We start from the raw sequence: 26,703 nt of genomic DNA, 5'->3' as shown, positions 1-26,703 counted from the left end.
TGCAAAATAAAAAGATCGCCTCTATTGCAAGAGACAATCTTAAAGGAACTCGCACAAGTAAGTTTTAAACATAGTGAAATAACTATCCGCAGTATAAATATCATTTATACCCTGTATCTAATATATATGTTTGATAGCACGTGCTTTTTTCACCTTGCGTAAACCTAACCACCATAGGAATATCATAAAAGGGATGATAAATAAAATCCACTTTTCTTGTACTAATTGTTGTGCTATTAAAATGATATAATCGTATAATCCATGTAGCATAAACGGGGTCAACAGAGACAGGATTAACCATTTATTTTTGCTCGTTTCCTCGGAAAAACGTGCCTTACCTAAATAATACCCCATCACAACCCCTAGCAATGCATGACTTGAGACAGGTAACATCGCTCTCATAATTGCTGTCTCTACCCCCTGCGCAAATAAATATAATATATTTTCGACAGTTGCAAACCCTAATGAAACACTTACACCGTAAACAATTCCATCATAAACCTCATCGAATTCTATATGTTGATATACTGTATAAAATAATATGAACCATTTAATAAATTCCTCAAGTAAGCCTGTTACGAGAAATGAATCAATAAAATTTGAGCTGATATTATATTCTTCATGAATTACATATTGAATAAACATAATAGGAAAAACTAAGATTGCGCCAAAAATAAAAGATCGTACAACCATAGATATAGGCTCAACCTCATAATCATCTTTTAAATAAAAATAACATAACAAAGCTAGGCCAGGAGCAATACCTGCGGAAACAACCGCTATCATCATCTGTCCTCTTTTCTTTTTAAATGTTAAATGTATCGTACCATGATAAACTATATTTGAAAATAACATCCATATACATTTTCAGGTGTTAATTGGAAAAAAGATGAAGCATTTAATTTTTCACTTGGGATGATTTAATTACAGGATAGTAAAGGTTAGACTTATAGAAAATTGAAATATTTTTATTCTTAAAAGGGAGTGTATTAAGTGAAAAAGATATTAATTATTCATACTGGTGGTACCATTTCTATGAAAGAGGATGAAAAAACAGGCAATGTTGCACCTGATGAAATAAACCCATTGCATGATAGTACACCATCTTTATCTGATATCGCACAAGTCCAGGTAATAGAACTATTTCATCTTCCTTCACCTCATATCACGCCTATTGAAATGCTACAGCTTAAACAACAAATTGAAGAGAAAGTAGTTAGTGACTGTATTGAAGGCGTAGTTGTCACACATGGAACGGATACATTAGAAGAAACCGCGTATTTCCTTGATTTAACTATACAAGTTGACGTGCCAATTGTCATTACAGGTGCGATGAGGTCAAGTAACGAAATTGGTGCAGATGGTTTATATAATTTAATTTCATCAGTTAAAGTTGCATCAAGTGAAGATGCTAGAGGGAAAGGTGTGTTAGTTGTTCTGAATGATGAAATTCATACTGCCAAAAATGTTACAAAGACACATACTAGCAATATTGCGACCTTCCAAAGTCCACAATATGGTCCAATTGGCATCGTTACAAAAAGGGGGGTGTTTTTCCACCACATTCCTTCTAGCCGAGATAAATTTTCTATCAAAAGCATTCAGAAGAACGTTGTATTATTAAAAGCTTATGCAGGTATGGATGATTCAATATTTAACGCGATTAAATCAATTCAACTTGATGGCTTAGTTATTGAAGCATTAGGTCAAGGTAATCTTCCCCCTAACACTGTAGGTAGACTACAAGATCTTATTGAAGATAACATACCAATCGTGTTAGTTTCTCGCTGTTTCAATGGGATTGTACAAGATATTTATGGATATAAAGGTGGTGGGAAAGAATTAAAGAATCTTGGTATTATCTTTTCTAATGGACTAAATGGTCAAAAGGCAAGAATTAAATTGATGATCGCTTTAGAAGTTACTAACAATCATGAACAAATTAACAACTTTTTTTCATAAATTAAATCGCCTATGCCATTAAAGCTAAATCATTTTTAATAATGCAATTATTCGATAGTCTACAAGAGAGCCTTTAACACGTATAACCACGCAGATCGTTTCTTCTATAAAACGGTGGCTTTCGTAAAAAGATAAACATACATAAGAAAATCAGGTGGAAGAGACTCTCCACCTGATTAAAGATACTACATAAACTAAATACATTAACCCTGTCTATTTTTTTTAAGATATGTTGCAATTTGTTCTCCATGAAAACGTCCATTTTCTATAAATATTTCATTTGCGTTATTTCCAGCTGCTATGACACCTGCCACAAAAACACTTGACACGTTTGTTTCCATCGTGTCTGGGTGAAAAACAGGTCGTCCAGTTTTCACATCTATATCTATTCCGATATTTTTCAAAAATGTATGATCTGGATGATAGCCTGTCATCGCAAATACAAAATCATTTTTTACACATTTTTCCTCATTATTAACATGATAAAATACTTTATCTTCAGTAATTTGTGTAACGTGAGCTCCATATTCCATCTTAATAACACCATCTCGAATTAAGCCATCGAATTCTGGCAATATCCATGGTTTAATACTATTTGAGTATTCATTACCTCTATACAACACTGTCACTCTTGCACCAGCTTTAACAAGCTCAAGCGAAGCATCCACCGCAGAATTCTTGCCTCCAATAACTACAACATCCGTGTCAAAGTAGGGGTGAGCCTCCTTAAAATAATGATGTACTTTTTCTAGTTCTTCGCCTGGTACGTTCATGAAATTTGGATGATCATAATATCCTGTTGCAATGATCACATTTGTTGTCTCATATGTTTGATTAGAAGTAACTACTTCTATAACTCCACGGTTACTTTTTGAAATTTTAGCTACTTTTTCAAATGTATTCACTCGTAAATTTTTTCTAATGACTACTTCTCGATAATAAGCTAATGCTTGGTTTCTAACTGGCTTACGGTTTTCTGTTATAAAAGGTACATCTCCTATCTCTAACCTTTCACTAGAACTAAAAAAGGTTTGGTGTGTAGGATAATGATAAATTGCATTAACAATATTACCTTTTTCAATAATAAGTGGAGAAAAACCCTTAGATTGTAGCGATATAGCTGCCGCCAAACCACATGGTCCACCACCTACAATTATTACGTCTTCCTTTTGCATGATATTTCACTCCTTGCTGAATATATACGAATACTCACCTCCCTGCCCATTAGCTCTGGAGGTACAGTTTATGAAGTACGTTATTCAGTTGATATGTCGTTAATTCTTAAAGGGATAGATGGTTTAACTAGACAACTCGTGATGCTTTTGATCTGCGTTCAGAATCACAGATTCCAAAAGCAAATCCCCTATCAAAATGATAGGGGATTTTATAATTACATGCAACGATATTTACATTAACGTTATTAATTATACATATTTTTAAATTTTGGTTGACCTTAAATCCAGCCACGGAAGCGTGAGGCTTCCGCCATTTTACGAACGCCAACCATATATGCAGCTAGCCTCATATCGACTCTGCGCGTTTTTGATGTTTCATATATATTATTAAATGATTTCACAATTACTTTCTCAAGCTTTTCTTCTACTTCCTCTTCTGTCCAATAATAACCTTGATTATTTTGTACCCATTCAAAATACGATACTGTAACACCACCTGCACTTGCTAATACGTCAGGAACAAGTAGTATATCACGTTTTGATAATATTTCAGTCGCCTCAATTGTCGTAGGACCATTAGCAGCTTCTACAACAATACTAGCTTTAATATTATGAGCGTTTTGCTCAGTAATCTGATTTTCAATTGCAGCTGGTACCAATATATCACAATCAAGTTCCAATAATTCTTTATTCGTAATTGTATTATTAAATAGCTTCGTTACTGTTCCGAAGCTGTCTCTTCTGTCAAGTAAGTAATCAATATCTAAACCATCTGGATCATAAAGAGCGCCATATGCATCTGAAATACCTACAATTTTTGCGCCTGCATCATTCATGAACTTTGATAAATAGCTCCCTGCATTACCAAACCCTTGAACTACTACTCGGGCACCCTCAATATCAATACCTTTTTTGTTAGCGGCTTCACGTATACAGATTGTAACCCCTTTAGCTGTTGCAGATTCACGACCGTGTGAGCCACCTAAAACTAAAGGCTTTCCAGTAATAAATCCTGGTGAATTAAATTCATCTATGCGGCTATATTCATCCATCATCCAAGCCATGATTTGTGAATTGGTAAATACATCAGGTGCTGGAATATCTTTTGTAGGTCCGACAATTTGACTAATGGCACGTACATACCCTCTACTTAACCGCTCTAATTCTCGAAAAGACATATCTCGAGGATCACAAACGATGCCTCCCTTTCCTCCACCATAAGGTAAATCAACAATACCACACTTCAAACTCATCCAAATTGACAGCGCTTTAACTTCTTTTTCAGTTACATTTGGATGAAATCGAATACCCCCTTTTGTTGGTCCGACTGCATCATTATGTTGTGCTCGATAACCAGTAAAAATTTTAACTGACCCATCATCCATTCTTACCGGAATTTTCACTGTCATCATACGAATTGGTTCTTTTAATAGCTCATAAACTTCTTCAGGATATCCTAACTTATCTAAAGCTTTATGTATTACAGTCTGTGTTGATTTTAGGACATCTAGTTTGTCTTCTTTACCATGCTCACCAGCGGTGTTATTATCGGCTACCATTGATAAACCTCCTAGAAAAAAATCACTTATAGAGGATGTCAAAAAACCGGAAAAAGGCTTTTCAAATATACTTCACAGTATACTGATTCAACGGTTGTCAAATGACATGGCAATTATTATGTGCCTACCTCAGTTTCATTTCCGTTCTTTTTATCCCTTATTTGTAACAACACTTTTTAAAGGTTAGTGTCCACCTTTCATGACATAGTATACACCTTCTTACATAGAATGCAAGATGAAAAAAACAAGTTTCTTAATTTTTATACCCAAAAATGTAATCGGTTTCATTTTTGTTTTTTCCACAAGAAAAAGCCTCTTTATTTAAAAAATAAAAAGGACTTTTACTTTTTGATAAAATACTCATAAAGTTGCTGTATGGCATTTTCATCCATTAGTAACTTACCGTATTCATGAACACGATGTGTAGTAATCGTTGCAGGATTTCCAAACTCAGCTACAACTGCGATAAAATGCTCTTTATACAAGTCAATTTTTTCATCAAAGTGAATATAAAAACGATTATTATACGAATATAATTTTCCGTCGGTAATGTTTAACAAAAATAGTCGTCCTGCTAACTGAATAACATCTTCAATTGATGAAAACTCATAAAATAAATCATCGCTTTCATCTAAAGTAACCTTCATTTCGATATAGTCATCTAAAAATTCATCATCTACATCCACATCTGCATGGTCTTTCGTTACAATAACGACCATTCCTTGAGCTGGTATGGAGAATATTTCAACTGCTATTGATCCATTTGCTTCAAAACCCAGCTCTTCACTTGCTTCATCAATCATGTCACGGAATAATTGCTGGACTTTTATAGAATCCTGCCATAGATCATCTTTTGTCAAACCACGATCGACTAAATCATCAAATGTTAGGAAAATTTTAATCTTATTGTAGTTCAAACGCTCGAGTCTCATAATCAGCTCTCCCCACCTACACATCCTCAAGTTTCTTATAGTTTATGTTCAATCGAACAAAAGGTTCTTAGATTTAATTATCAGTTTACAATGTTTTGTATAATAAATACAAGCATTTTGTCATTAATTAAGCAAGTTTCTTCCTCATGTATGAATAATACCTACCGTTCATTCATCACATTTTTTTAACGTTATAAGATGTGTTTCAGAAGGAGCTCCTAGCCTAAGAGGTAAACCTGTCGTTCCATAGCCGTTACTAACGAGTATATTGGTTGAATCGACCTTTCTTAATTTGCCTTTTTCATAAAGTCCCCATTTAAGAAAACGTATTTGACCCCCATGAGTATGTCCACTCAAAATCAGTTTAATATCATCTTCCATCGTTATTTTTTGGATAATCTTTGGATTATGACTTATCAAAATTTTAAACCCATCTTGCTCAGCGTCTAATAGTGCTAGATCAACTCGATCGCGCATATATGTCATGTCATCGACACCAATCATAATTATCTTTTCACCTTGTGCCGATTCTAAGGTCTCCGCTGTATTGTCTAATATTTTCACTCCGTAATCAAGGAGTAAGGCATCTAATTGGTGATAATCAACTTCATAATCATTATTTCCCCATACGAAATAAATCGGTCCGACTTCCTTTAATTTCTGAAGGTTAGCCTTTACTCTAGAAAAGGGGACACCTTTCTCCATTAAATCCCCACCTATGACTACACAATCAACTTCCCCTTTAACTTTGTTAATAATCTCGTCAGCAATATTTCTACGATGAATATCTGAAATAAAAAACATCTTAAATGAATCTATGCTAGCAGGAAAGGTGTTGAATTCAAGAGTAATTTCTCTCACATTGTTTTGAAACGCCTCATAAAACATATAGCTAATTAAAAATCCTAATAAAATTATTGTGATAACAAAAAAAATCATGTTTCCTCCCTAACGATTTAGCTCAATAACTGAGTTCCTCTTCAAGTCTATTGAGATCATACCATAAATCACAGCAAAGCATAAATAAATTAATGATTGCCAGTACCCCATATTAAATAACAAGTAAAAGCTAGGTAAAACCGCGTAGGATAAAGCAATATCAAGAAAAGAAACTTTATTTTTTTTGAAGATTAAATAAGTTTGTTCAATAGCACTTCTTATTAAAAAGGCATTACAAATAAAACCTACAAAAAAGCAGATCATCGCAGCAATGAACTTTAACGGATCAAATATAAGGTTGTTTAAAAGTCCTGACAAAGTCACTGGAGATTCAATTGGAATCCAACGAATAAAGACATAGCCACATAAAAAACCGGTAATTAAACTCATTATTTTCATTAACATAAAAAAAACCCCCATACTACATTTATGTATGGAAGGATTAAATCATGAACATAGAAAGGCTTAGTCTTCGTATATATCTAGAACGCGGAAACCAGATTGCTCTAACTTCGCAACAAATTTATCAATATTGTCCTTTTTTTCAATTTTCATGACAATTCTTCGAACTAACTTATCTGTCTCGTCAAAAGTGACCAATGAAATAATGTGCTCATGGAAACTCCTTGCTATTTCTGCTAACCTAGCTATTCTTCCTTCAGTTTCTACAGATGAAAACGCAATTCTAACACCAGGTTTTTGCATGCCAAATGCACTTTGGAACTGTTTCAATACATCATAACGAGTGACAATCCCTAAAAATGTTTTATCTTCGTCTACAACTGCTAGCAAAGGAAAATCTTTTAATTGGACTAACGTCTTTTCAAAAACCTCTTCACCTTCTAGGTATGTATCCTGATGAGTAGCTAATTCACTTGCTGTCGTTTTCGATAAAAACTCTTCTTTGCTATACGTTGATTGAAAGTAACTTTCATATATTTGATATCGGGTTAAGGTACCAACATAACTTTCGTTCATTACGATAGGTAGTGCATCAATCTGATGATCATTTAATTTCTTCAAAGCTGTTTGGATAGACTCATCATGAGCTACCGATATACATTTACTTTTTGGGATAAGTAGGCTCTTTACAAACATAAAAAACACCTCTATTCTATAATATCTCTATAATATATTATACTACAAAGAAAATAGTTTTCCTCCTATAAGTATATGTTTTTTTATTCTGTGGGCATGAAACCTTAAAATAAAACATAAAAATGGAATGATACTTTGAAAAAGAATTTAAACAGGGAGGTTATCAATGGTTACTTTTAGAAAATCATATCATCCGTATATTAGCCCACATGATCCGTGTAACCCCATATACGAAAAATATTTCGTTACCCCACCTAATCTATATATAACATTCCAACCAAACCGGCTACCACAATATTCAGCAAAAGAAGCATTAAGAAAAGGAACATTATGGCCTATCTTTTATGATCCATACTATGGTCCAAATGAGGTAGAAGAGCGGGGAGAATCACAATGAATAAACAATTACCGGAACAATTTTATTCACTGATGGAGGAACTGCAGTCGATAGATTTTGTGCTCCTTGAATTATCTTTGTACTTAGATACACACCCTGGAGACTATGAAGCAATTCAACAATTCAATCATTATGTAACAAAAAAACACCAAGTAACAAAACAACTTGAGCCTATTTACGGTCCTTTGCAACAATATGGAAATAGCTATGCTGGCTACCCATGGAATTGGAACGAATCTCCTTGGCCATGGCAAATATAACAAATGACATAAGTTAAAAGGAGTGTGTTCTTACGATATGTGGATATATGAAAAAAAACTACAATACCCAGTAAAGGTTAGTACATGTAATCCAGTACTTGCAAAGTACCTCATTGAACAATACGGTGGTGCAGATGGAGAACTCGCTGCTGCACTAAGGTACCTCAATCAAAGGTATACGATTCCTGATAAAGTTATCGGTTTATTAACCGATATTGGTACTGAAGAATTTGCACCTATTTGTTATCTGTATTTTAATACTCCTAAAACATAAACCTTCATTATATATACTTTTTTATAACTTGTGTTTATTAGTTCTGAATTTAACAATAAGAAAATAAATTAATTACCACTCTCCAAAACCTTGATAAATTCACAATGTATAGAATCATTTATATTTGACAAAAAATTAAACCTCCTAAAGCCAAGCAAATAAATTCTTCTACTAGGCTACTTTCCATATCAAAGTGATGTAAAAACCTACAATATTCTGTAAATACTGTGCTGCTTTTAATTAACATAGTTCTCTTTGAGTATATTCTTCATAGCTGTCTAGGTTCAATTTTTTCCAATTCCTATCATTTTCCTTTATTTACCACTTTCTTATAATTATATAGTGGTTTAGTATTATTTTTGTTCGTATCAATAATTTTATTGTAAGAGTATACATTGAAAGGATTTTAACTGTGGAAGTATTCAATAAGGATCCTATAGACTTAATCTTAAAAATTACCGAAACGTTGGAATATTTAGATCGTCATCCAGAGGAATTACCAACGTATAAGCCATTGAAAGAAATACATACCGAAATCGTGAAACGATATTTAAGTAGCGACAGACGATTCACTGGTAAATATCCAGAGGATCGAAACCGAGAATTATTTCCTAATAATTATCAGAAATTGTTAAAATTGTTTAAAACACCGCTTTCCCAATGGGGAGAAGGCATTTTTACTAAAAAAGATTTAAATGACTTAAAACTAGAAGATTTTTGCTTCCTAGACGATTACGGTCTAACAGATGATTGTCACTATATTTATGCTGAACGAAAATCACGTTTTGAATATCAAAGTAGTGCTGTAGCTAAAGCATTATTATTCTGTCGTCAATATGAACATCAATTAGATAACGCCCAACAATTATACACAAAATTCCGACTTTTCATTCAACAACACCCACGGCTAACAATAAAATATTTAAAGGGTTTTATGAGAAAAGAATTACAAAACAATAAACTTGAAGACTTCCTTTATGGTTGTTATGAACCAATAACAAATCCTGACTATGTTCCTTGTCCTCGTTGTGATTGGACTATGAAGAAAATAACTGATAGCCATTACCGTTGTTTAACCAAAGATTGTGAAGAGCACTTTGATGTAAGGTCTACTTTAGGTTCTTTAATTGGTGATGGAGCGGAACTTAGAACTAAAAAAGCGGTTCAATTATCTACAGTTATTTCTGGATTGTGGGAGATGGAATTAAAAACAAGATTAGAAAAAAAAGGTGCAATCGTCCAATTATATCCTAATCTTGAACGGTACGGAGATTTAATGATTGATTTTCATGGGAATTCACTATTTATAGACGTAAAAAATTATCGTAGTGCATTCGATCTATTAACAGAATTAAAGAAAGAAATTGAAAGAAATAAATATCACCCTTCCTATACAACAATAATTGCAGTACCCGATAATAAATCAAAACCTTATATCGATTTCATAAACAAAAGATTAAACACACCTAAACTAATGGTCTTAAAGTTCAAAGAAATTGAAAAATGGCTTACTACTAGAGAGGTTCTACATGTCAAATAGATTATCAATGTTTAAGTATCTATATAAGAGGCAAGAGGATTTTCTTAAACCATTAAAAGAAGAGTGGCAACAAATCGATTCTCAATCACTAGATAAATCAGATTTTAATATGCTAGCTGAAGTAGAATTGTCGTGCTATGCTTTCGAAAAAAACTATCCGAATATTCCCTTAACCGCTTCTAATGTATATTCGATATTTATGGGGATAGATGCTTTAATTCCGCAGCCAATTGATTTTGAACAAATACAAGTTCTTCGGATTTATTTTAAAAAACGATCATCCAAAACGACGTGGCAATATAAGTTCAATCGTTACCTTTTAATCTCTACGCTGTTTCGTGCATACGAAAAAAGCGGCTCTAACGACCCAAAAGTGATCCAATTACAAAGACAAATCCCATCAGTCTTGCAACAAAGGTTTAGTTTATATGATGAGATACTACGTTTTTCTCATATCATGCGAGATCCCATCATACCAGAATTTTCTGATTTGTACATGCCTATTTCCTTTTGGCGTAATTATAAAGATGAAAAAAAAGGGACATTTACTACACTAAGTCATAACTGTCTAGCTCACCCAGGAAATTCTAACCGCTTTGCAACCCATTGGTTGGAGCATGGTGATGATGTGTTAAAAAGCGGCTCTCATTTATTAATTCGTGGTCGAAAAAAGCAACCTCACTCTACTTTTTCTTTATCATTAGAAGGAGAAACCCATTGGGATGAAGTTGCAAAAGACATGGATCAAAAGCGGTTAGAAATAGCTGCTTCAATAGGGAAAAACGATAGTAATACTTCCTATTGGCAAGAACGACAAAAAAGCATCACCCTTATTCCTGTCAATTCAACAAATCAAACTTTCGAATACGATACCAAGGTTGGAATTGCAGGACTTGTTGGAGCTGGAAAAACAACATTCATTCAGTTAGAAACTTTTCGATTAGTTCAAAAAGGAAATAAATGTGGCATTGTAACAATAAATACTACCGACACACTCAAATGGGTTTATGATCTATACTTAGTGGGTATTAAAGCTGTCCCGATTGTCGGAAAGACGAATTTAGATAGTCACTTACAGCAATTTATTCGCAAAGTAACACGTACATCTGATGGAAGTAAACATATCTTGTCAGAACTAGCGATGAATTATGTCTTAAGTTTTTTTGGTGGAGTATGTATTGTTGATGCATTTTCTAAAAATGCAGATCCAACCGAACCGCTAAAAAATTATCCATGTACAAGCCTCATTACTTCGAAAGACAAAGACAAAGACAAATATTTATGTCCCCTTTATTTAACTTGTGGTCATTTTGAAGCGGAACGACAATTAACAGAAGCGGATGTATGGGTAGGAACGTCACCCGCAATTCAACAATCAGCACCATATTTATTTCTTAATCCTCAGCAAAAAACGTATTATGATTTAATGAATATCTATATGGATGTCATTTTTGTAGATGAAGCAGATGGTATACAAGAAACTTTTGATAGCATGTATAACAATGACAACAAATTGTTTGGGAACCATGAACAAACCTTTGAGAAATTAAGGCAAAAGGCTTTTGAATTATTTGATCAAAATCAAAAGATCCAAAATGATGGGAACATATTACGTTTCCGTCGCTATCTACAGTTAGCGGATCGTTCTAAAAATCTAATTTTTGGACTGATTCAAAATAAAGAGTCTGTCCGTCACTTTTTAAAAAAGCGTACGTTTTCTCCTCAGCTTCTTCTATCTAATGTAACAAGAAAATGGTTTGATATGCAAAGAGATGAAGATGTCATGAAAAATCCGCTTTTTCAGTGGTTCTTCGATCAAGAACGCTTTAACACTGAGGAATATCTAGATTTAGTAGCCTCCCAATTAGACAAAATTGAAGCAATAAAAATGGATCCCAATTACGATCGAAAAGAAGTAGAAAAATTCGAAAAAGAAATAAACGTTTCTAGGGATTTCTTAATGAATTATGTTTTGCCAAATATAAATGGCTCAATTCCTAAAGAACCAGAAGAAGATGATTTGGTAAAGTTTGCTTTATATCTGTATTTTTATGTATTTGATACCTGTTTCTATGAAATTCTACAATTAAAAGATTATGTAGAAATACGAACAAACAGTAATTTTGATGAGTTAATTAATGTTATATATCAACACATCTATAAATATTTACCTTTTATTCCTGATGCCCTTACTATGCGTCGTTTTCAATATTACTTTAAAGGGAATCCATCTTCTCAACAATTTGGTACTTTTGAAGTCTATCAGTATTTAGGTGTAGGTAGATCAGCTCTAACTAATTGGGGAGATTTGTATCAATATCGAGATAAACAGGAAACATGTGTGGTCTTTTTATCCGGTACTAGCTATGCAATAGGTTCTACCCACTATCATGTTGACGTACCCATTTCATACGTTCTTAAGTCCAAGATCAAGACTTTACCTAAGCTAGAGCAGTTTTCGCACGTTTTTGTGAATCAAGATCATAAACCTATCTTTATTTCAGGTAGTTCGGAGAACAAGAAAAAAGCTCGACTTCAGCGGTTAAGTCAACAAATCGTTTCACTAATTAGAGAGGAACTCTACTATTGGGAATTATCAGAGAAAGACATTAACAAAGGTCGAAAAGTCCTCGTAGTGGTCAATTCCTATGAACAATCAAAATGGGTATACGAAGCTTTATTTCCTTTTTTTCGTGATAAAGTACAAGCTTTAACCCAAGAACCTGAATCCGACATGATGATCCGAGATGAGGTTATTTATAGTGCTGAAAAAGATATCGATGTGTTAATCGTACCTTTACAATCGATTAACCGTGGATACAACATTCTTCAGAAAAATAGCTTTTATTCGTATTTTGGGTCAGTCTTGTTTATGGTACGCCCCTATCTTGTAACAGAAAATGTATCCAATGCCATTTCTATTATTAATGGATACCTTCCCACTTTGGTAGAAGAAGCTACTGCCCAAGGAAAATATTTTGGTGATGGTATTAGTCATGTAGTGAAAAGAGCTAACAGCACCTTTGAAAAGTTGATTGCAAATGAAGAAGCATTTGACACGCTTGATGAAGAAGTTCGTCATATTATTTCATGGTATACCTTCGTTAATGTTTGGCAGATGATTGGTCGAACCTTACGAGGAAACACTGACGCACGAGTTCACTATGTGGATGCTAAATTTTCATTTAATCGTATTAAAGATGTAACTGAAAAGAACAGTAATAATTTACTTGAAGAATGGTACAAGATTCTAACTCAGCATCACGATAATATTATCAATCAATTATATCTACCGTTTATTGAAAGCGTGGAGAATTCGTTTTCACCTAAGTACCACGCCTATACTCCACCTTATTAGAGTACAATGTGCCTTCTGTTACCTTTGCAGAGGGCACTGTGAGAAAGGACCTAAAATATGTCAAATACGAATTCTACTTCTAAAATTCAACCTCATGGTTTTATGATAAAACCTGAAAATTTTGCTGAGCAGAAGGTACTAGCAGTTTATTTACCTTCTGAAATGATACAGTTCTTACATTCATTTAGTTTTGAATATCGTAACAACAGGTTTACATTCAGTGATTTTCGTACAATAATAGAAGGCCTCTATCCTTCTATTATTTCCATTCATCTTTCACCCGCTTCTATACAAGGAGAAGATCCATGGATGTATTTAACCATTTCATCTCAAGGAGACGTAGAAGTTTTGTACTGGGAGTTTTACCGATGGATTGAAGGCTGCTTAGAAGATGATGATGATTCCTTCACTTTACTACCTTCTTCCGTTAAACACGCCGAACTGCCATACCATGAAATAGAAGTATCTTCTCTATTTTCACAAGATAACAGTACTTTCATATCTTTTATGAAAGGGTACCTTTCATCGGCTATGATTGAAAGAAAGATTCCTACTCACTTCGGTCAGGTCGGTACAGATGTACTTTATCCAACGACATGGTATAAATCTCATAACGGGAAATCGTATGAAGTGGTCTCCAAGCCAATTACTTTACCTATAAAAACTAAAACAGAACAAAAGGCATCGATTGTTTGTCGTTTTGATATTATCTATACTCTTGGTGAATGGCATGTCCATGTATATTTTTCCTTGCGTAGATGGTTAATAGGTCTACATCCTAACAAACAGTTTCACTTTAACCCAATGAAGAAGTCTTATGACAAACGCTCCTTTTATATAATGAACCCAACTTGGAGTGCTCACCATATGTTACGGTTATCAATTGAGAAAAAAGGGAAATCCGCACGTTATACTCATGAACGTACAACTCTAAATTGGTTAAAGAAGAACCGCTTAGAGTTAGATGATTTAGATACCATTTTAACGAAGCTTCCAGATTATCAGAATCCTTCTCTAACGATGGTTCTGATTCCATATTTATCAGAAGATAAAGGAAAAAACGGGAATCATATAGATTCCGGGTTGAATATCGTTGATCATTACAATTTATTCTGTTTAACTCGAACTATCTTTCCTACTTTTACCTTGTTAAAATCACCCGAAAAATTAAACAAAACTAATTGGGATGCTTCAAATATGAGTACATCTTATAAGGATGGTAAGGTAAGAGTAGATATAAGTGAAAAACAAAAGGAATACCTATTGGACAAAGCAATTCATATTCATGTCTATTCCACTAGAAAACAAATTAAAGAAGAACTACAATCAGCCATAGCGAACTTGTTTAATAGAAAACAGCAAAAAGGTAGTTCAAACTACAAAATCGAACAATCACCTAAACAAAAAAACAAATTCAACCTAATTGCACAGTCAGATGATGGGTTAATACCAGTTTTACCTGATTTTTCAGTTGAATTTGTGTATCATTCCTGGGATTCTGAATTATTTGGTCCAATGTTATGTGAGTCCTCTAGTAAACATAGAGAAGCAATCTTAGAACGGAAGGATAGAGTAAAACAACTAGGTACTACTTTCCCCTCTTATTCTCATGCCTTAATAGAGATTGGCGAATATGACGGGTTTAACGCTCATACAGACCCGAAACAAGCGATAAAGCTAGGTTTTCTTGATAATCACATCTTAACTCAGTGTTTTTATGGGAAAGATGAAACCATTGAGCATAGGCTAATCAGTTCATTACAAGATATATTTGCAACAAGAGGATTCCTTAATCAACATATACAGTCATATGAAGAAGTATTGAATAAATATGTCTTTTACATGCCTTATTTACTAGAGGTCGGTAAGGGACGTAAAATGCATCATATTTATACTATAGCCCGATTTTATAAAGGAGTCTTACACGTTCGATATGAGGAAACAGATTGGCTGACCTTAGATGAGTCAATTGCCTATTTAACTATTGGTCAACAGCGAAAAATATCTAAACATGCCACTCGAAGTTTCACCTTGTTTTGGAAAGGACTTGTCCATCAAATCGATAACATTCAACCTATTGTCATTTTTGATAGAAAGAATTATACAAAAAGCGAAGGTGATGATCACCTTAGCATTGTTACATATGAATTAAATACACATAACGTGCCATATATTTCTTACTTTCGAACTAAGGAGGTTCCTTCCAAGGGAACATTTCTTGCAAAAACGTTAGATGGTTATTATTCTGTAGCCTCAAAAATGCCTACAGATACAAATGCAAAAAATTCTGTAAGTAAGTTAGAAAATAACAAACTATACGTAAATCGACTACCGATGAAACTACAGTTTCAGTCTTATGAAGGTGATGTAGAAAATCAGGATCAAATTGTTTATGCCGTTCATTTGTTACGTAACATTACAGTAACGTTTGAATCCTTTGTAAATCACCCTTATCCACTTCATATGTTGAAGCATCATCATGAAACTTTATTATTTTAGTATCATTAATAATAATGGAACACTATGAGTGATATACGGATCCTTACAAATAGCAAAAAACAAAAAATCATAAATACAATCGGGAGTGTTTCTTTAGGTTTTAGACGTTAGATGAAGAAAAGGCAATGGAAAGAAAACATGGACTGTGCATCTAGTACAGTCCTTTGCTATTTTGGATGGTGCAATTCCTAAATGCTACCCTCCTTATCCCCCACTCAATAAAAAGGGGAATAAATATTAAAATCCCGAGGAATACTCTCCCTCGAGTTTTTGTTTGTTCAGAGATAGATAAGATTACCACAGGTTCGGTCTCTCGACTTGAGAACGGCTGTCCTCTTGAATTATCTGATGGACTTACTATCACTTGTGGTTACTAAACTAGCAAGTGAATATGAAAAGGGGCATCCAATAGCCAATTTATGCGCTTTGAAATGCCCCTAAACTAATTTAATTTTGATGTGCAGGAAAATTTTTGACTCACTTTTTGAATATTATTTATATCGAACTACTGATGGCTTACCTTTAGAATCTTCTAATAAATTTCTGTTATTTCTTGCATTTATATGGAATTTTTCTGATTCAAGTCTTTCTGTTTCATTTCTTGCAGCATAGTAATTGTATTTTCTTGTATAAATCACACTAGGGAATATCTGCAAGTCAAGGTTATTATTATATCTCATGTAAGTTGTTTCTCTGATTCTGTCTGATGATCGCACGAAGTGCGCGTGAAATATTTTTTCAGATGAATGATCATAAAGCAAAAATACTGTGTATCCATTTAAGTTAAGCGTCTCATCTCGATAACTAGAGTCCTTTTTAGTTCCACCTACATAATTTGCTAGGTGACGGTTTACTGTGGTTGTTAAGCTACTAGTAATATTAGCTACAATCATTACTGTATCTTTTTCATGAGTGGACATATATACTCTTACATCCATATCATTATTATCATCATTTTTTATACGGTTAGCGATGGTTTGAACCGCAGAAAGCGTCATATGTTTAGTAGCACTAGTTGTTATTGCATCTGCATAGCTTGTAAAATCAGCCCAATTTGTTGCTGTTGTTCCTGTCTCTTGAACCGCATTTTCTTTGTTACTGGTATTAATTCTTTCTTGTAGAACATCGTCAACATAGATTACTGCTCCTATACCTAAAATGTTAACTGCTGCATTTGCAAGAGCTGCTGCTGCTGTCGCGTCTAAAGCTCCTATGGCAAGAGGTATAAACCAAAAAGCTTGTGCTGATACAGATGCCGCTGACACAGTCCCATCCTGAGGAATTGGTGTAGATTTTGTTAATAATTCATCTGAAATTTCAGCAGAAGAACTGTTTTTATCTTTGTTTTTATATTTAAGTTTAAAAACTTTTTTATAATATTTAACAAGATAATCAGAGTCTTCTTTTCCATCAAGAACTTCTTCCAATGTAGTTGCAAATTCTTGAGCATCAAATTTTTTATCTAATTTTTCAATGAAATAACTTTGAAAAGGATGTACTTCTTTATCAATTGTTACGAAAGATTCAAAAGTGTTTTCCTTTTGATTTTTAGATATTTTAATAGTTAATGATTCGTTTTCAATATCTACTTGTTTCACTAATAATTCTGTTAATTCAGATGAATCTTCAATTACTTCTACACTAAAATCTCTTACTTCATCACTAGCTTCTAAATTAGCAAAAGTAGACGCTGGAATACTCGTAAACAATAAAATTACTGATAGAAATAGGGCGAAAAATTTCTTCATATGTATACCTCCAAATTATGTATTATACCCTTTAAGATTCCTACACACCAAAATAAATACAAAAAAAGATATATTTATTTGCAATGTAAATCATTCTATAATAAAGTTAATAATTGGTCAATACGAATTTTTTTTGAGGTGATATATTTGAGTGATTTTGAGAAAGATTTCCAGGAACTAATGGATAATGATGATATTTTGTGTGACCATTGTTTAAGAAGATACGCCTGGTGTGAAATAGAGGAGTTACCAGAAAATATAATTGTGAATATTCTTAAGGATAATGAATACTTTTTTGTCTGCGAGTATTGTAAAGGTAGACATTCTGATGACTATGAATACTGGGAAAATTGGGTGGAGAAGCAGAGAAAAGGAGATACATTAAAAGACATAACCCCTTTACGAAAGAGAATAGCAGAGGAAGGTAAGAGGAGAAGAGAACTTATCACAAAAGATGATGAATATTGGATAGAATTTAAAGAACGTCATAAGAAAATTAAAAAAGAGTTTAATAACAAAGAGAATTAATTTCGTACAGAGGAGCAAATCAAATACTATATTTATGCTACAAAATGTCCATTGTGGTTAGAAAACAATTTTAAATCTCTCTTATTAAGGAAAGGATGAAAATATAAATAAATATGGAGGGATTTATTATGAGTACAATTAAATGTCCATATTGCAATTGTAATAATTCTGTTGGTTTAGTTAGCGTTAAGGCTGATGTTTCTGAGGATAATCGTTTAATTGAAGGTAATTCAAAAATAGGTTTGTGCAATGATTGTGAATTACTTTTTAGGATACAAGAATAAATATGATTCTAGATTAGACAACTGCCAAAATAATCAAACGTTTACTCAACCCAACTTTAGTTAACGCACTCATCTATTGAGTGCTTTTTCTAATTAATCAGTGATGCTAGAACGCTCTCAGACAAAATTATCTTTTCATTCACGTACTATATTATAGATAAATGCAAAATAAAAAAGCCTTTACCCATAAGAGTAAAGGTTAAGTATAGCAACTAGACCCATCCTGTAACAAAATATGAAGTTTCTCCATCAATTGTGTGGACAGGACACTAGAAAATTTTATTTTTTCTTTTACTAAACGAACATACTTTCGTATATAATAAATACAGAGGTGATACGTTTGAAGGATAGAGGAATTATGAAATGGATGCCTGCATTTATACAGCCTGAACACTTGAAGATGATGAAAAAAGCCCAGGCTGATTATTATAAAGTAAAAAAACCTGTTTTAGATGAGCATGAAATAGAAGAAATAAACAATACAATACTTGAAGCTATGGAATTTACGCAAGAAGTAACTGTAACCTACTTTGAAGATGGATCTTACAAACCATGTATGGGTCATATTCATTTTGTAGATCAGCTCAACAAAAATATTAGAGTAGTTGATAATTTTGAAGAAACACACAGGATTAAATTTGAAGACATTATTAATGTTCAAGTAATTTAAGAATTTAAGGGTGTTGTAAATGAGACCAAGTATATCAGAGGATTTATTAGATATAATTGTTGAGAAGATCTATCTTGACCTAGAAATCCACATTTTAGAAAAGAAATTAATCGATGCAGGAAATCAGAGAAAAGATGAAGATTATGTTAAGTATATGAAGCAAGTTGTATCAAGTGTAAGAAAAAAACGGAAAGAAATAGGGCTAGTTCTTAAAGAAAACAACGTAAAAGTTTATGAAGTCGTAGAACTAGATGATATGTTTGTACAGTACCCGTACGCTCAAAAAACTATTGGAGCATCTTTTGAAGGTGCACAACGATTTTGGAAAGCCGCGCTAAAGTATCGGTTAACTCGCAGGATTAATGAGCGTTTGACAAAGAGGTATTGATCAAGGTCGATGGGATTACACTGGGAATCACATATAATATGAAACAGCCCCACATGCTTTGCAGGGCTGTTTTTTCGTGGAGTGAATATCTTGCTGTATTCTATATTATGCAATTGTTATTTTTTGTATGCGTTTTTTAAAGGGCGGCCAACAATCACAGCATTCAAAGATGCTATCTCGCCAACAGTTATTTATCGCTTTTACATTTACTTATCTATACTTATTAATGATTGTCCATTTATTTTATAATATTACTTTTAAGTATTAAGATTAAGTCTTTTGTTTTGCACCACTATGATCAATTAAAACTTCCTTACCGTTTATTATTTCCCATTTTTCTTCTGTTTTTCTATTATATATATAGTAATTATTATGATAATTACTACTAGCCAGATGTATCTGTTGGTTTCGCTCTATTTGGAGATGTCTTTTTTCCTTATTATCAATAATATTTCTTAATAGTTCAATTCCTTCACTAGGTGTAGATTTCTTTTCCCACTCTATCAATTCAGCTATCTCTAATTCTATAACAGTTTTATCGTTATAATAAATCTTCGGCCCTTCAGGAAATTTTTTCTTATTTACACTAAATAAAAAGAACTCAATATCATCAACATAAATAACTTTTTTACCTGATGAAAGTAAAGAACCGTTATTATTTTCTAGAAACCATTGATCCTTTAGTAAAAGGAAATAATCAAATGAATACCCTTTGTCTCTCCGTATAATTGAAATATTCTCACTAAAATCTTTAGTTAAATCTCCTTTGATATTATCGAAGCTCATATTACGCTCCTCAGCAAAGTTATAGTATTCTACCTTATTCTCACCCCAGTCATTCATGAAATCAAAAGGGCAAATACTGCGTTCCTCTACAAAGTAATAATCTACTACTTTATCTGTATATTCAACACATAAGGCTAATACTGTTTCATTGTTGTAATAAGGGACATAGCTACCTTCATTTCTTCCGTATAAATATTCTTTTACACTTCCGAAAGAAACAAAAGAAAACCTTTTATCTCCCTTGGTTTTGTAGTAATTGTTCATTCGTAAGCTCATTATTTATCTTCCTACCTTCCCAGAAATTTCATTTATAGAAATACCTTCTACAAATGAAATTTAAAGCCTGCAAAAAATTGTAGAAGAAGTATATAACAACTTCATAAATTGTGGCTTGAGTATCTCGAGGACATAACAAACGTACAAATAATATAACAGCCCCACATGCTATGTAGGACTGTTTTTTCGTGGAGTTGATATCTTGCTGTATTCTTATTTATTTGAGCTATTCATCAAATTGAAGAATCTATATAACATTATTAATTGTTGTGCTCTCGTGCACGGTTCGTTCAATCGTTCACCATTAGAAATGTTGTTTTCTTTAGCCCACTCTAAAGCTAGTGCTAATTCATAGGCGTAATCACTCGGAACCTCTAGATTGACCACAATTTTACGTAACTGATAGTGCTCCACAAGTCCGTTGACAATGGCTTGAGCGCATTTTCTACGATATGAGTCAGCTTTCAATAATGCAGCTTCTTCTTTATTTGTCATGAATCCACACTCAGGTAAAATAGCCGTCATATTTGACTCACGTAACATGTGAAAATCTGCTGTTTTAACCCCTCTGTTTCTTCGTCCAGTTTCCCTTAACAACTGATTCTGCACCTTAACTGCAAGGTCATAGGCATCTTTTGGCTTTGACGAATCTACATATGTTTCAACACCTTCGCCACTATGCCAGCCATTTCCTGCAGCATTAGCATGAACTGAAACTAGTACATCAGCTCCCCATTTATTCGCTATATCTGTACGATCCTTTAATGGCACATCGAACTTTCCAGTGATATCATGAGTGAACTTAACAATAACACCAGCATATCCCATTAACAATTCTTTTGCGTACTCGCAAACCTTACTGTTAAACTCCCATTCTCGCATTGAGCCATCTGGTATACGTTTACCAGGAGTGAAATATCCATGCCCTGCATCAAAGATTATTTTCATTTACGCTCACCATCTTTCTCCTTTAAAACTTCTACACCTTTTTTTAATACACTTGGAACAGGTACACCGATTCTTCCAGTGTTTTCAATAATTGAAAGTAGTTCATTTGCTAAATAAAAGAAAATAGTTGCATCACGAATGACATTACCATTCCCAATCGCTAGGTCTACTTGATGTGCCACAGCAACAATTACAAAGATCATTACTTTCCTTGCAATACCGATGAAACCAACTTTACTTTTCAGTTTATCTTCAATCCGTGCTGCTATCATTCCACTAATATAGTCTGTAACTACAAATATTAATAGGACAATAAACAGTTTTGACCATCCCCCTACCAGGAAGCCTAAAGCTCCACCTATTGCTGTAGCACCTGTCTTAAGTAACAAATCTAATTTCTCCATAACTTTTCTCCTTCCCATAATAAAAAGCCCTGTCACAAGGGCTTGAATTTTTTAGTAAACATATTGGGTATTGTGGTTACTAAAAAAAGAACCCTTTAATCGAGTTCTAAATGGCAACAACCATCAAAGTGTGATATTCTACCTTCTTCAGAATGGTAGTGATATTCATGATGTTCAACTTTATCTTCTATTAGTGCGCCAGTGTAACCATTATCAGATCTAATTTTCACTTTATATTCCTTCTCTAACTCACCAATTTTTTTAGCAAGTTCTTTAAGTTGTGATCTTCTCGTCATCCTATCACACCCTATTTACATATATTATTATACTCGGATTGCAAAAAATCCATGGCTAATTTAAAGGAATCCAATACATCTTTTCCTTCTATATACCTTTTGTAATTCTCTTTTTGTTTATATCCTCCACCGTCTAGTATTTCACCAGCTGGCATCCAGTGAACAGAGATAGGGGGAATTTCCAGAGGAAATGAGATTGGAAATTGAACCCCTCCTTCATTAGTATGAATCGTTATAAACTCCATATTATGTTTCATTGAGTTATAAGCATGTAATAAACCAAAAAGTAATTGACCGTTCTCATCTTTATTTCTTCTTCGTTTATATTGTGGGTTGTGACTTTGGTGCCATTCATTAGTTGTCATTGTCCATAATAGAGTTTCCCCTATAGCAGTGTATATTTCTTGCTCGTGGTTTAAATCTATTGCTTTTTGTAATCTTTGATATGCTTTATTTAAAGCATATAAATTATTTTCCAACCTCTTTAATTGTTGTTCTATATCTTGTGTTGAATTATTATCTTTCATTAAATAACACTCCCACTTTTTTTATTATATGAAGTGTTATTCAATAGAATTGTTCTAATCTCCTTTTTGTGCTAGTACGTATTTCACAATAATTTGGGTATTGTGTTTAGTAAAAATAACCATAAAAAAATACACCATCTAGGGTGTTTGGTTATTTTTTATCATCCACTTACTGTACAGTATCAGCTTCAATTAATGTCTGTACATCGTCACGCCACCTTATAGGCACATCGTTAATTGTTCTGAGTTCTTTTTTGATTAACTCATAATAAATTTTCGCCATTTTACTCCCCTCCCACTACAAGCTCTGCTAATTCAGCAATAGCTAACTGAGTATCGGTGTTCTCTTGCTCGATTTGCGTTTTTAGTTCGGTAACCTGCTCTGTTAAAGGCTGTACATATACAGGTTCTTGTGGCTCGGGTTCATTTGGATCTGGATAGCTAAATTCAAGTTCGAGTGTTTCTGTGTTTATTCTATACCCGTTACATTCTGTAAAATCTTGTCTATACTCACCATATTCTAATTCTATGAAATCAAAAGATTCTCTATTTCTATCAGAAAGCTCTTTGTATGAATTAATATCGTGATCTACAGTTGTTTTTGTGACAAAGCCATATATTTCTTGAGTATCAATAAGGATGTTACCGGTTGACTTGTCGTAATAAATTCTTCTACCTACTTCCATATGTTATCCCCCTTACTCAAATGCTATAAATTGTCCTGTTCCTATCCAACTCGCTTTTACTGAGAAGCCATCATTAAAAATAGCCCAGGCTGAAGATGTATACGCTACATTCCCACTACCATCAATTCTAAAGTCATTTGTTGGCCAATTAGGATAGTGAGTAATTATATATGATGTTGCTAAAACCACCATTATATAATTAGGTCTGAAATCTAACCCTCTAGCTGTTACAGCGCCGTTTGAATAAGTCGCCGTCCCAATTGCCCATTTCTTTCCTGTGTTTATCATTCTAATTGTATTAGCTAATTGATCAAATGTATCGCTACCAGTTGGGGAAAGAGAAGAATCCACGTCAGTAATGGCGGTAGCGATTGTTATTTTTCCATCACTGACTTGCGTAAAAGCTTCGTTAGCCTTGTCCATTGCTGCTTTAACAGCCTTTGGTGTTGCCGCTAGCATTTCACTTGTGCTTGATGTACTACTTGATAACTGCACGTGACCTTTTCTGCTTGTTGTCGCATCTTCTGCCTTATGTTCTGAAACGTCCTCGCTTATACTCGTTATTAGGTTGGATAAATTGCCAGCTACATCACCAGACAAAGTATCTCTTATAGTTTCAAACCATGCTTTAAATTCATCATCATATTGTGCAAATAAATTAGTTGTATCTATCTGATCAACTGCACCTGCAACAATCCCACATAGATCCGTGTTAAACCGTTGATCACTGATGTTTGATTGTGAAATACTTAAAGCTCCATTGTTTACTAACACATCTGCTAAAGCAATTTCATACGCATCAGCGTCCCTCTGCAATGCTGGAACAACAGGGCTTGACGCAAATTCCCCTTTCATAACAACGGGAAGGATTTCTCTATTTAAAAAATCTAATCTTAGTCCTATACGATCAATACGATTTAACACACCATCTGCAACATCTAAGGTTATGTTGTAATCACTGTCGTTTGTGATGTAATAGCCTTTAATCCATGCTTGACCAGCTTTTAATGATACGGTCATATCCCCGTTAGCGATCACCTGAAAGCCATTACTTGGATTAGGAAAAACACCATCTTTAATAAACGTCGCAAAGTATGCCGCAAAGTCCTCAGCCTTGTATCTCCTATCTCCATTCACGCTGTTAAAAATACCGCTTTTAATTGTCATTTTTTCACCGTCCTTTTCACTTTATCGATAAAGGTAGGGATATTACTCCCAAAATCGATTTTAAGTGTTGAACCCTTCCTGGTTGTCTTTTCAATCGTCGATATGATCCTAGTGTGTAAAATAATACCAAGGTCATCATTTTTAACACTAACTTTATCTCCTAAAAAATAATCCTCGCCATACACACCATTAGCATATAAATCTATGTCACTCTCAAACGTGACAACCTGTGAGTATTCAGCAAGTTTACTTTTACCACGTTCGAATAATAACTGGTGATATTCTGCTGCAGAGAGAGTAGCTTCTTCATCATTTTCATCTACATAAGTACTCTGCAAATCCCTAGCGTCTACAAATATTTCTACTCGGTCCCACCCTGTAACATCATCATTCACAGTAATTAATTCTCTTACTGCACCCTCTCCTTCACCAGCGACAATAGCCACGTTTTTATAGTCACTGTCGGATTCTACATAGTGCTGTTTAAGGACATTTTCACGTTCTTTCGAAAAGATCACATGTGGATTAATGGATTGTTCCGCGCTCCGATCAGTTCCTTGCCAGACATCGAATATGAATTGCTTACTGTGTACGTCCATTAAGATAGACCAGGATACATCATGTTTATTAGCAATCTCATATAAAAACTCATCCAGCTTACTACCAGTACCACCTTCTGTTACTGAAATTGGAATACCAGTGCTGCTAGATATAAAAAGATTGGGAATTATCCTGTTTGCATTACTAGGACTGACCGCATTTACAAATACAAAGGACTTCATAACATCTTCTACATTTCCAGAAAATGATTGCTGTCCAAACAAAGAACGTCTAGAAAGTAAGGTGTTTAGAGATGGAGCAATAATCTCAAGTTCGGTACTTTTTTCATCTCGATAACCCCTAGTAAGGATTAAATAACCGTGCGATAAATCGTCTGCCTTGGCTATAATTCTTCCCTTTTGTAATAGCCCAACTGTTTCAGAATTACCCTCCACCGTCAGATATAATTGTCCCATTTTTGTATAATGACGCTGTATCTCTGACTTAATAAAATCATCAATTACCCCAACTCTATTTAGCTCTTTATCAAAAACATAAAGATCCATATTACACCCCCAATAATTTCGGTGTGAACGTCAGAGATACCTCAAGATTGTTCAACCCTTCTTCTGCATCAAATCTAAAAAGATTATCGCCTATCTCAAGTTGTAAGAATTTACTTGATAGATCCAACGAGTTAAACGCATCGGACTTAACAGCATTTCGAATCAAATAGACTCGTTTACGTCTTTTGTAGGTACTCACTTCAATCACATCTCCTGCAATCATTGTTGTATTTAATTTGATAGATTCATATGTGTTAACATTGACTAGAGATGGATTCAAGAGTGTTCCCAAAGCTCTAAAACGAACTAACATACCAGTACTTTCCTGCCCTTCATTTAATGCATTCACAATTAATGAAGGATCTCGATGTCCCATCTCAATCCCTTCTTCAGGAATTTCGAGAGGAAACTCAAAATCAGGTACCCACAATGCAATATCAACTTTTTCTTCTTTTTTACTATAGAAATAAGGATCATTTGCACTAAATTGCAATAATCCTCGCTGCCACTCCTGGTTGTTATTTTCAAATCCAGTAGGGAATAATGGAGCGCCTTCTAAGTTTGCATTAAGGTAGTATTCTTCTCCTCCTTTCGTTACAATGTCAATCCTCATAGGATTAACCTTCGGGTTGAACACCTTGTATGCATCATTCCTCTTTTCCTCAATCCACCAGGCATCGGTCATTTCTTTAACAATAAAAAAAGGAACTTCAAAGTCCTTATTATCCAAAACAGTATTTTGATAATGAGAGCCATCTGTCGTTCCATTTATATAATTTACAGTTGCAGTCAATCCACTTAAGGAAAAATCATCAACTAAACGAAAATAGCGATCGAATGTAATCGAATCGCCACGACTGTTGCTTATTGTCATATTCTTAATTATCATTCGATCA

General features: G+C 33.9%; 28 protein-coding genes and 1 pseudogene. 11 read left to right on the top strand and 18 right to left on the bottom strand.

What is annotated here, in order from left to right:
- Positions 1 to 117 precede the first annotated feature (117 nt).
- On the bottom strand, positions 118 to 786 hold the full coding sequence (prsW, locus tag SLH48_RS03500) for a glutamic-type intramembrane protease PrsW (RefSeq protein WP_320257027.1): 669 nt from the start codon (positions 784 to 786) through the stop codon (positions 118 to 120).
- 207 nt (positions 787 to 993) lie between these two features.
- Between prsW and SLH48_RS03495 the strand changes: the two genes are divergently transcribed.
- Entirely contained in the window at positions 994 to 1,962 is a 969-nt protein-coding gene (locus tag SLH48_RS03495) for an asparaginase (protein ID WP_214480067.1), read from the top strand.
- Positions 1,963 to 2,165: 203 nt separating this feature from the next.
- Here SLH48_RS03495 and SLH48_RS03490 read toward each other — a convergent pair whose 3' ends face one another.
- The 6 genes from SLH48_RS03490 to SLH48_RS03465 form a co-directional block, all read right to left on the bottom strand.
- Positions 2,166 to 3,137, bottom strand: a complete 972-nt coding sequence (locus SLH48_RS03490) for a YpdA family putative bacillithiol disulfide reductase (protein ID WP_320257026.1) — start codon at positions 3,135 to 3,137, stop codon at positions 2,166 to 2,168.
- Between the two features lie 278 nt (positions 3,138 to 3,415).
- Entirely contained in the window at positions 3,416 to 4,696 is a 1,281-nt protein-coding gene (locus tag SLH48_RS03485) for a Glu/Leu/Phe/Val family dehydrogenase (RefSeq protein WP_214480069.1), read from the bottom strand.
- 341 nt (positions 4,697 to 5,037) lie between these two features.
- Complete coding sequence (locus SLH48_RS03480; protein ID WP_214480070.1) at positions 5,038 to 5,628, bottom strand: genetic competence negative regulator; 591 nt, start codon at positions 5,626 to 5,628, stop codon at positions 5,038 to 5,040.
- Positions 5,629 to 5,796: 168 nt separating this feature from the next.
- On the bottom strand, positions 5,797 to 6,567 hold the full coding sequence (locus tag SLH48_RS03475; protein ID WP_214480071.1) for a metallophosphoesterase: 771 nt from the start codon (positions 6,565 to 6,567) through the stop codon (positions 5,797 to 5,799).
- Positions 6,568 to 6,576: 9 nt separating this feature from the next.
- Complete coding sequence (locus SLH48_RS03470) at positions 6,577 to 6,972, bottom strand: hypothetical protein (RefSeq protein WP_214480072.1); 396 nt, start codon at positions 6,970 to 6,972, stop codon at positions 6,577 to 6,579.
- Between the two features lie 60 nt (positions 6,973 to 7,032).
- Entirely contained in the window at positions 7,033 to 7,665 is a 633-nt protein-coding gene (locus SLH48_RS03465) for a CBS domain-containing protein (protein ID WP_214480073.1), read from the bottom strand.
- Positions 7,666 to 7,831: 166 nt separating this feature from the next.
- Here SLH48_RS03465 and SLH48_RS03460 point away from each other — a divergent pair, with 166 nt between their 5' ends.
- From SLH48_RS03460 to SLH48_RS03435, 6 genes and pseudogenes are all read left to right on the top strand, one after another.
- Positions 7,832 to 8,062, top strand: a complete 231-nt coding sequence (locus tag SLH48_RS03460; protein ID WP_214480074.1) for a spore coat associated protein CotJA — start codon at positions 7,832 to 7,834, stop codon at positions 8,060 to 8,062.
- On the top strand, positions 8,059 to 8,322 hold the full coding sequence (locus SLH48_RS03455) for a spore coat protein CotJB (protein ID WP_214480075.1): 264 nt from the start codon (positions 8,059 to 8,061) through the stop codon (positions 8,320 to 8,322). Before SLH48_RS03460 ends, SLH48_RS03455 begins: the two co-directional genes overlap by 4 nt.
- Positions 8,323 to 8,359: 37 nt before the next feature.
- Positions 8,360 to 8,557: pseudogene (cotJC, locus tag SLH48_RS03450) on the top strand (spore coat protein CotJC); the annotation flags it as partial.
- Positions 8,558 to 9,008: 451 nt separating this feature from the next.
- Positions 9,009 to 10,136 carry a hypothetical protein gene (locus SLH48_RS03445; RefSeq protein WP_320257025.1) on the top strand — a complete coding sequence of 376 codons (1,128 nt, stop codon included), beginning with the start codon at positions 9,009 to 9,011 and terminating at the stop codon, positions 10,134 to 10,136.
- Positions 10,126 to 13,494, top strand: a complete 3,369-nt coding sequence (locus tag SLH48_RS03440; RefSeq protein ID WP_320257024.1) for a hypothetical protein — start codon at positions 10,126 to 10,128, stop codon at positions 13,492 to 13,494. The genes SLH48_RS03445 and SLH48_RS03440 overlap by 11 nt, the downstream gene beginning before the upstream one ends.
- A 57-nt stretch (positions 13,495 to 13,551) precedes the next feature.
- Positions 13,552 to 15,993, top strand: coding sequence for a hypothetical protein (locus tag SLH48_RS03435; protein WP_320257023.1), 2,442 nt, complete (start codon positions 13,552 to 13,554; stop codon positions 15,991 to 15,993).
- 491 nt (positions 15,994 to 16,484) lie between these two features.
- On the opposite strand, the gene SLH48_RS03430 is transcribed toward SLH48_RS03435, so the two are convergent.
- Positions 16,485 to 17,741 (bottom strand): hypothetical protein, encoded by a 1,257-nt coding sequence (locus tag SLH48_RS03430; RefSeq protein WP_320257022.1) that lies wholly within the window; start codon positions 17,739 to 17,741, stop codon positions 16,485 to 16,487.
- A gap of 147 nt (positions 17,742 to 17,888) precedes the next feature.
- On the opposite strand from SLH48_RS03430, the gene SLH48_RS03425 reads away from it, so the two are divergent.
- From SLH48_RS03425 to SLH48_RS03410, 4 genes are all read left to right on the top strand, one after another.
- Positions 17,889 to 18,269, top strand: coding sequence for a hypothetical protein (locus tag SLH48_RS03425; RefSeq protein WP_320257021.1), 381 nt, complete (start codon positions 17,889 to 17,891; stop codon positions 18,267 to 18,269).
- Positions 18,270 to 18,397: 128 nt separating this feature from the next.
- Entirely contained in the window at positions 18,398 to 18,553 is a 156-nt protein-coding gene (locus SLH48_RS03420) for a hypothetical protein (protein WP_320257020.1), read from the top strand.
- Positions 18,554 to 18,893: 340 nt separating this feature from the next.
- Positions 18,894 to 19,223: a YolD-like family protein gene (locus tag SLH48_RS03415; protein ID WP_320257019.1), complete on the top strand. Its 330-nt coding sequence runs from the start codon at positions 18,894 to 18,896 to the stop codon at positions 19,221 to 19,223.
- 19 nt (positions 19,224 to 19,242) lie between these two features.
- A complete protein-coding gene (locus SLH48_RS03410; RefSeq protein ID WP_320257018.1) occupies positions 19,243 to 19,611 on the top strand; it encodes a hypothetical protein in 369 nt (122 codons plus the stop codon).
- 270 nt (positions 19,612 to 19,881) lie between these two features.
- On the opposite strand, the gene SLH48_RS03405 is transcribed toward SLH48_RS03410, so the two are convergent.
- The 10 genes from SLH48_RS03405 to SLH48_RS03360 form a co-directional block, all read right to left on the bottom strand.
- Positions 19,882 to 20,673: a hypothetical protein gene (locus tag SLH48_RS03405; RefSeq protein ID WP_320257017.1), complete on the bottom strand. Its 792-nt coding sequence runs from the start codon at positions 20,671 to 20,673 to the stop codon at positions 19,882 to 19,884.
- A 213-nt stretch (positions 20,674 to 20,886) separates the two neighbouring features.
- Positions 20,887 to 21,621, bottom strand: coding sequence for an N-acetylmuramoyl-L-alanine amidase (locus SLH48_RS03400; protein ID WP_320257016.1), 735 nt, complete (start codon positions 21,619 to 21,621; stop codon positions 20,887 to 20,889).
- Positions 21,618 to 22,025, bottom strand: a complete 408-nt coding sequence (locus SLH48_RS03395) for a phage holin family protein (protein WP_320257015.1) — start codon at positions 22,023 to 22,025, stop codon at positions 21,618 to 21,620. The genes SLH48_RS03400 and SLH48_RS03395 overlap by 4 nt, the downstream gene beginning before the upstream one ends.
- 95 nt (positions 22,026 to 22,120) lie before the next feature.
- Positions 22,121 to 22,321, bottom strand: coding sequence for a hypothetical protein (locus SLH48_RS03390; protein ID WP_320257014.1), 201 nt, complete (start codon positions 22,319 to 22,321; stop codon positions 22,121 to 22,123).
- Positions 22,322 to 22,332: 11 nt separating this feature from the next.
- Positions 22,333 to 22,848 (bottom strand): hypothetical protein, encoded by a 516-nt coding sequence (locus tag SLH48_RS03385; RefSeq protein WP_320257013.1) that lies wholly within the window; start codon positions 22,846 to 22,848, stop codon positions 22,333 to 22,335.
- 169 nt (positions 22,849 to 23,017) lie between these two features.
- Positions 23,018 to 23,131 (bottom strand): CD1375 family protein, encoded by a 114-nt coding sequence (locus SLH48_RS03380; protein WP_320257012.1) that lies wholly within the window; start codon positions 23,129 to 23,131, stop codon positions 23,018 to 23,020.
- 1 nt (position 23,132) lies between these two features.
- Positions 23,133 to 23,534: a hypothetical protein gene (locus SLH48_RS03375; RefSeq protein WP_320257011.1), complete on the bottom strand. Its 402-nt coding sequence runs from the start codon at positions 23,532 to 23,534 to the stop codon at positions 23,133 to 23,135.
- A gap of 12 nt (positions 23,535 to 23,546) precedes the next feature.
- Entirely contained in the window at positions 23,547 to 24,701 is a 1,155-nt protein-coding gene (locus SLH48_RS03370) for a phage tail protein (protein ID WP_320257010.1), read from the bottom strand.
- Positions 24,698 to 25,807, bottom strand: coding sequence for a siphovirus ReqiPepy6 Gp37-like family protein (locus tag SLH48_RS03365; RefSeq protein ID WP_320257009.1), 1,110 nt, complete (start codon positions 25,805 to 25,807; stop codon positions 24,698 to 24,700). The genes SLH48_RS03370 and SLH48_RS03365 overlap by 4 nt, the downstream gene beginning before the upstream one ends.
- A gap of 1 nt (position 25,808) precedes the next feature.
- Positions 25,809 to 26,696: a phage tail family protein gene (locus SLH48_RS03360; protein ID WP_320257008.1), complete on the bottom strand. Its 888-nt coding sequence runs from the start codon at positions 26,694 to 26,696 to the stop codon at positions 25,809 to 25,811.
- Positions 26,697 to 26,703: the final 7 nt, after the last annotated feature.

The sequence above is a fragment of the Cytobacillus sp. IB215316 genome (assembly GCF_033963865.1).
Lineage (GTDB): Bacteria > Bacillota > Bacilli > Bacillales > SM2101 > Nanhaiella > Nanhaiella sioensis.
This window is presented reverse-complemented; position numbering and strand designations above follow the sequence as displayed.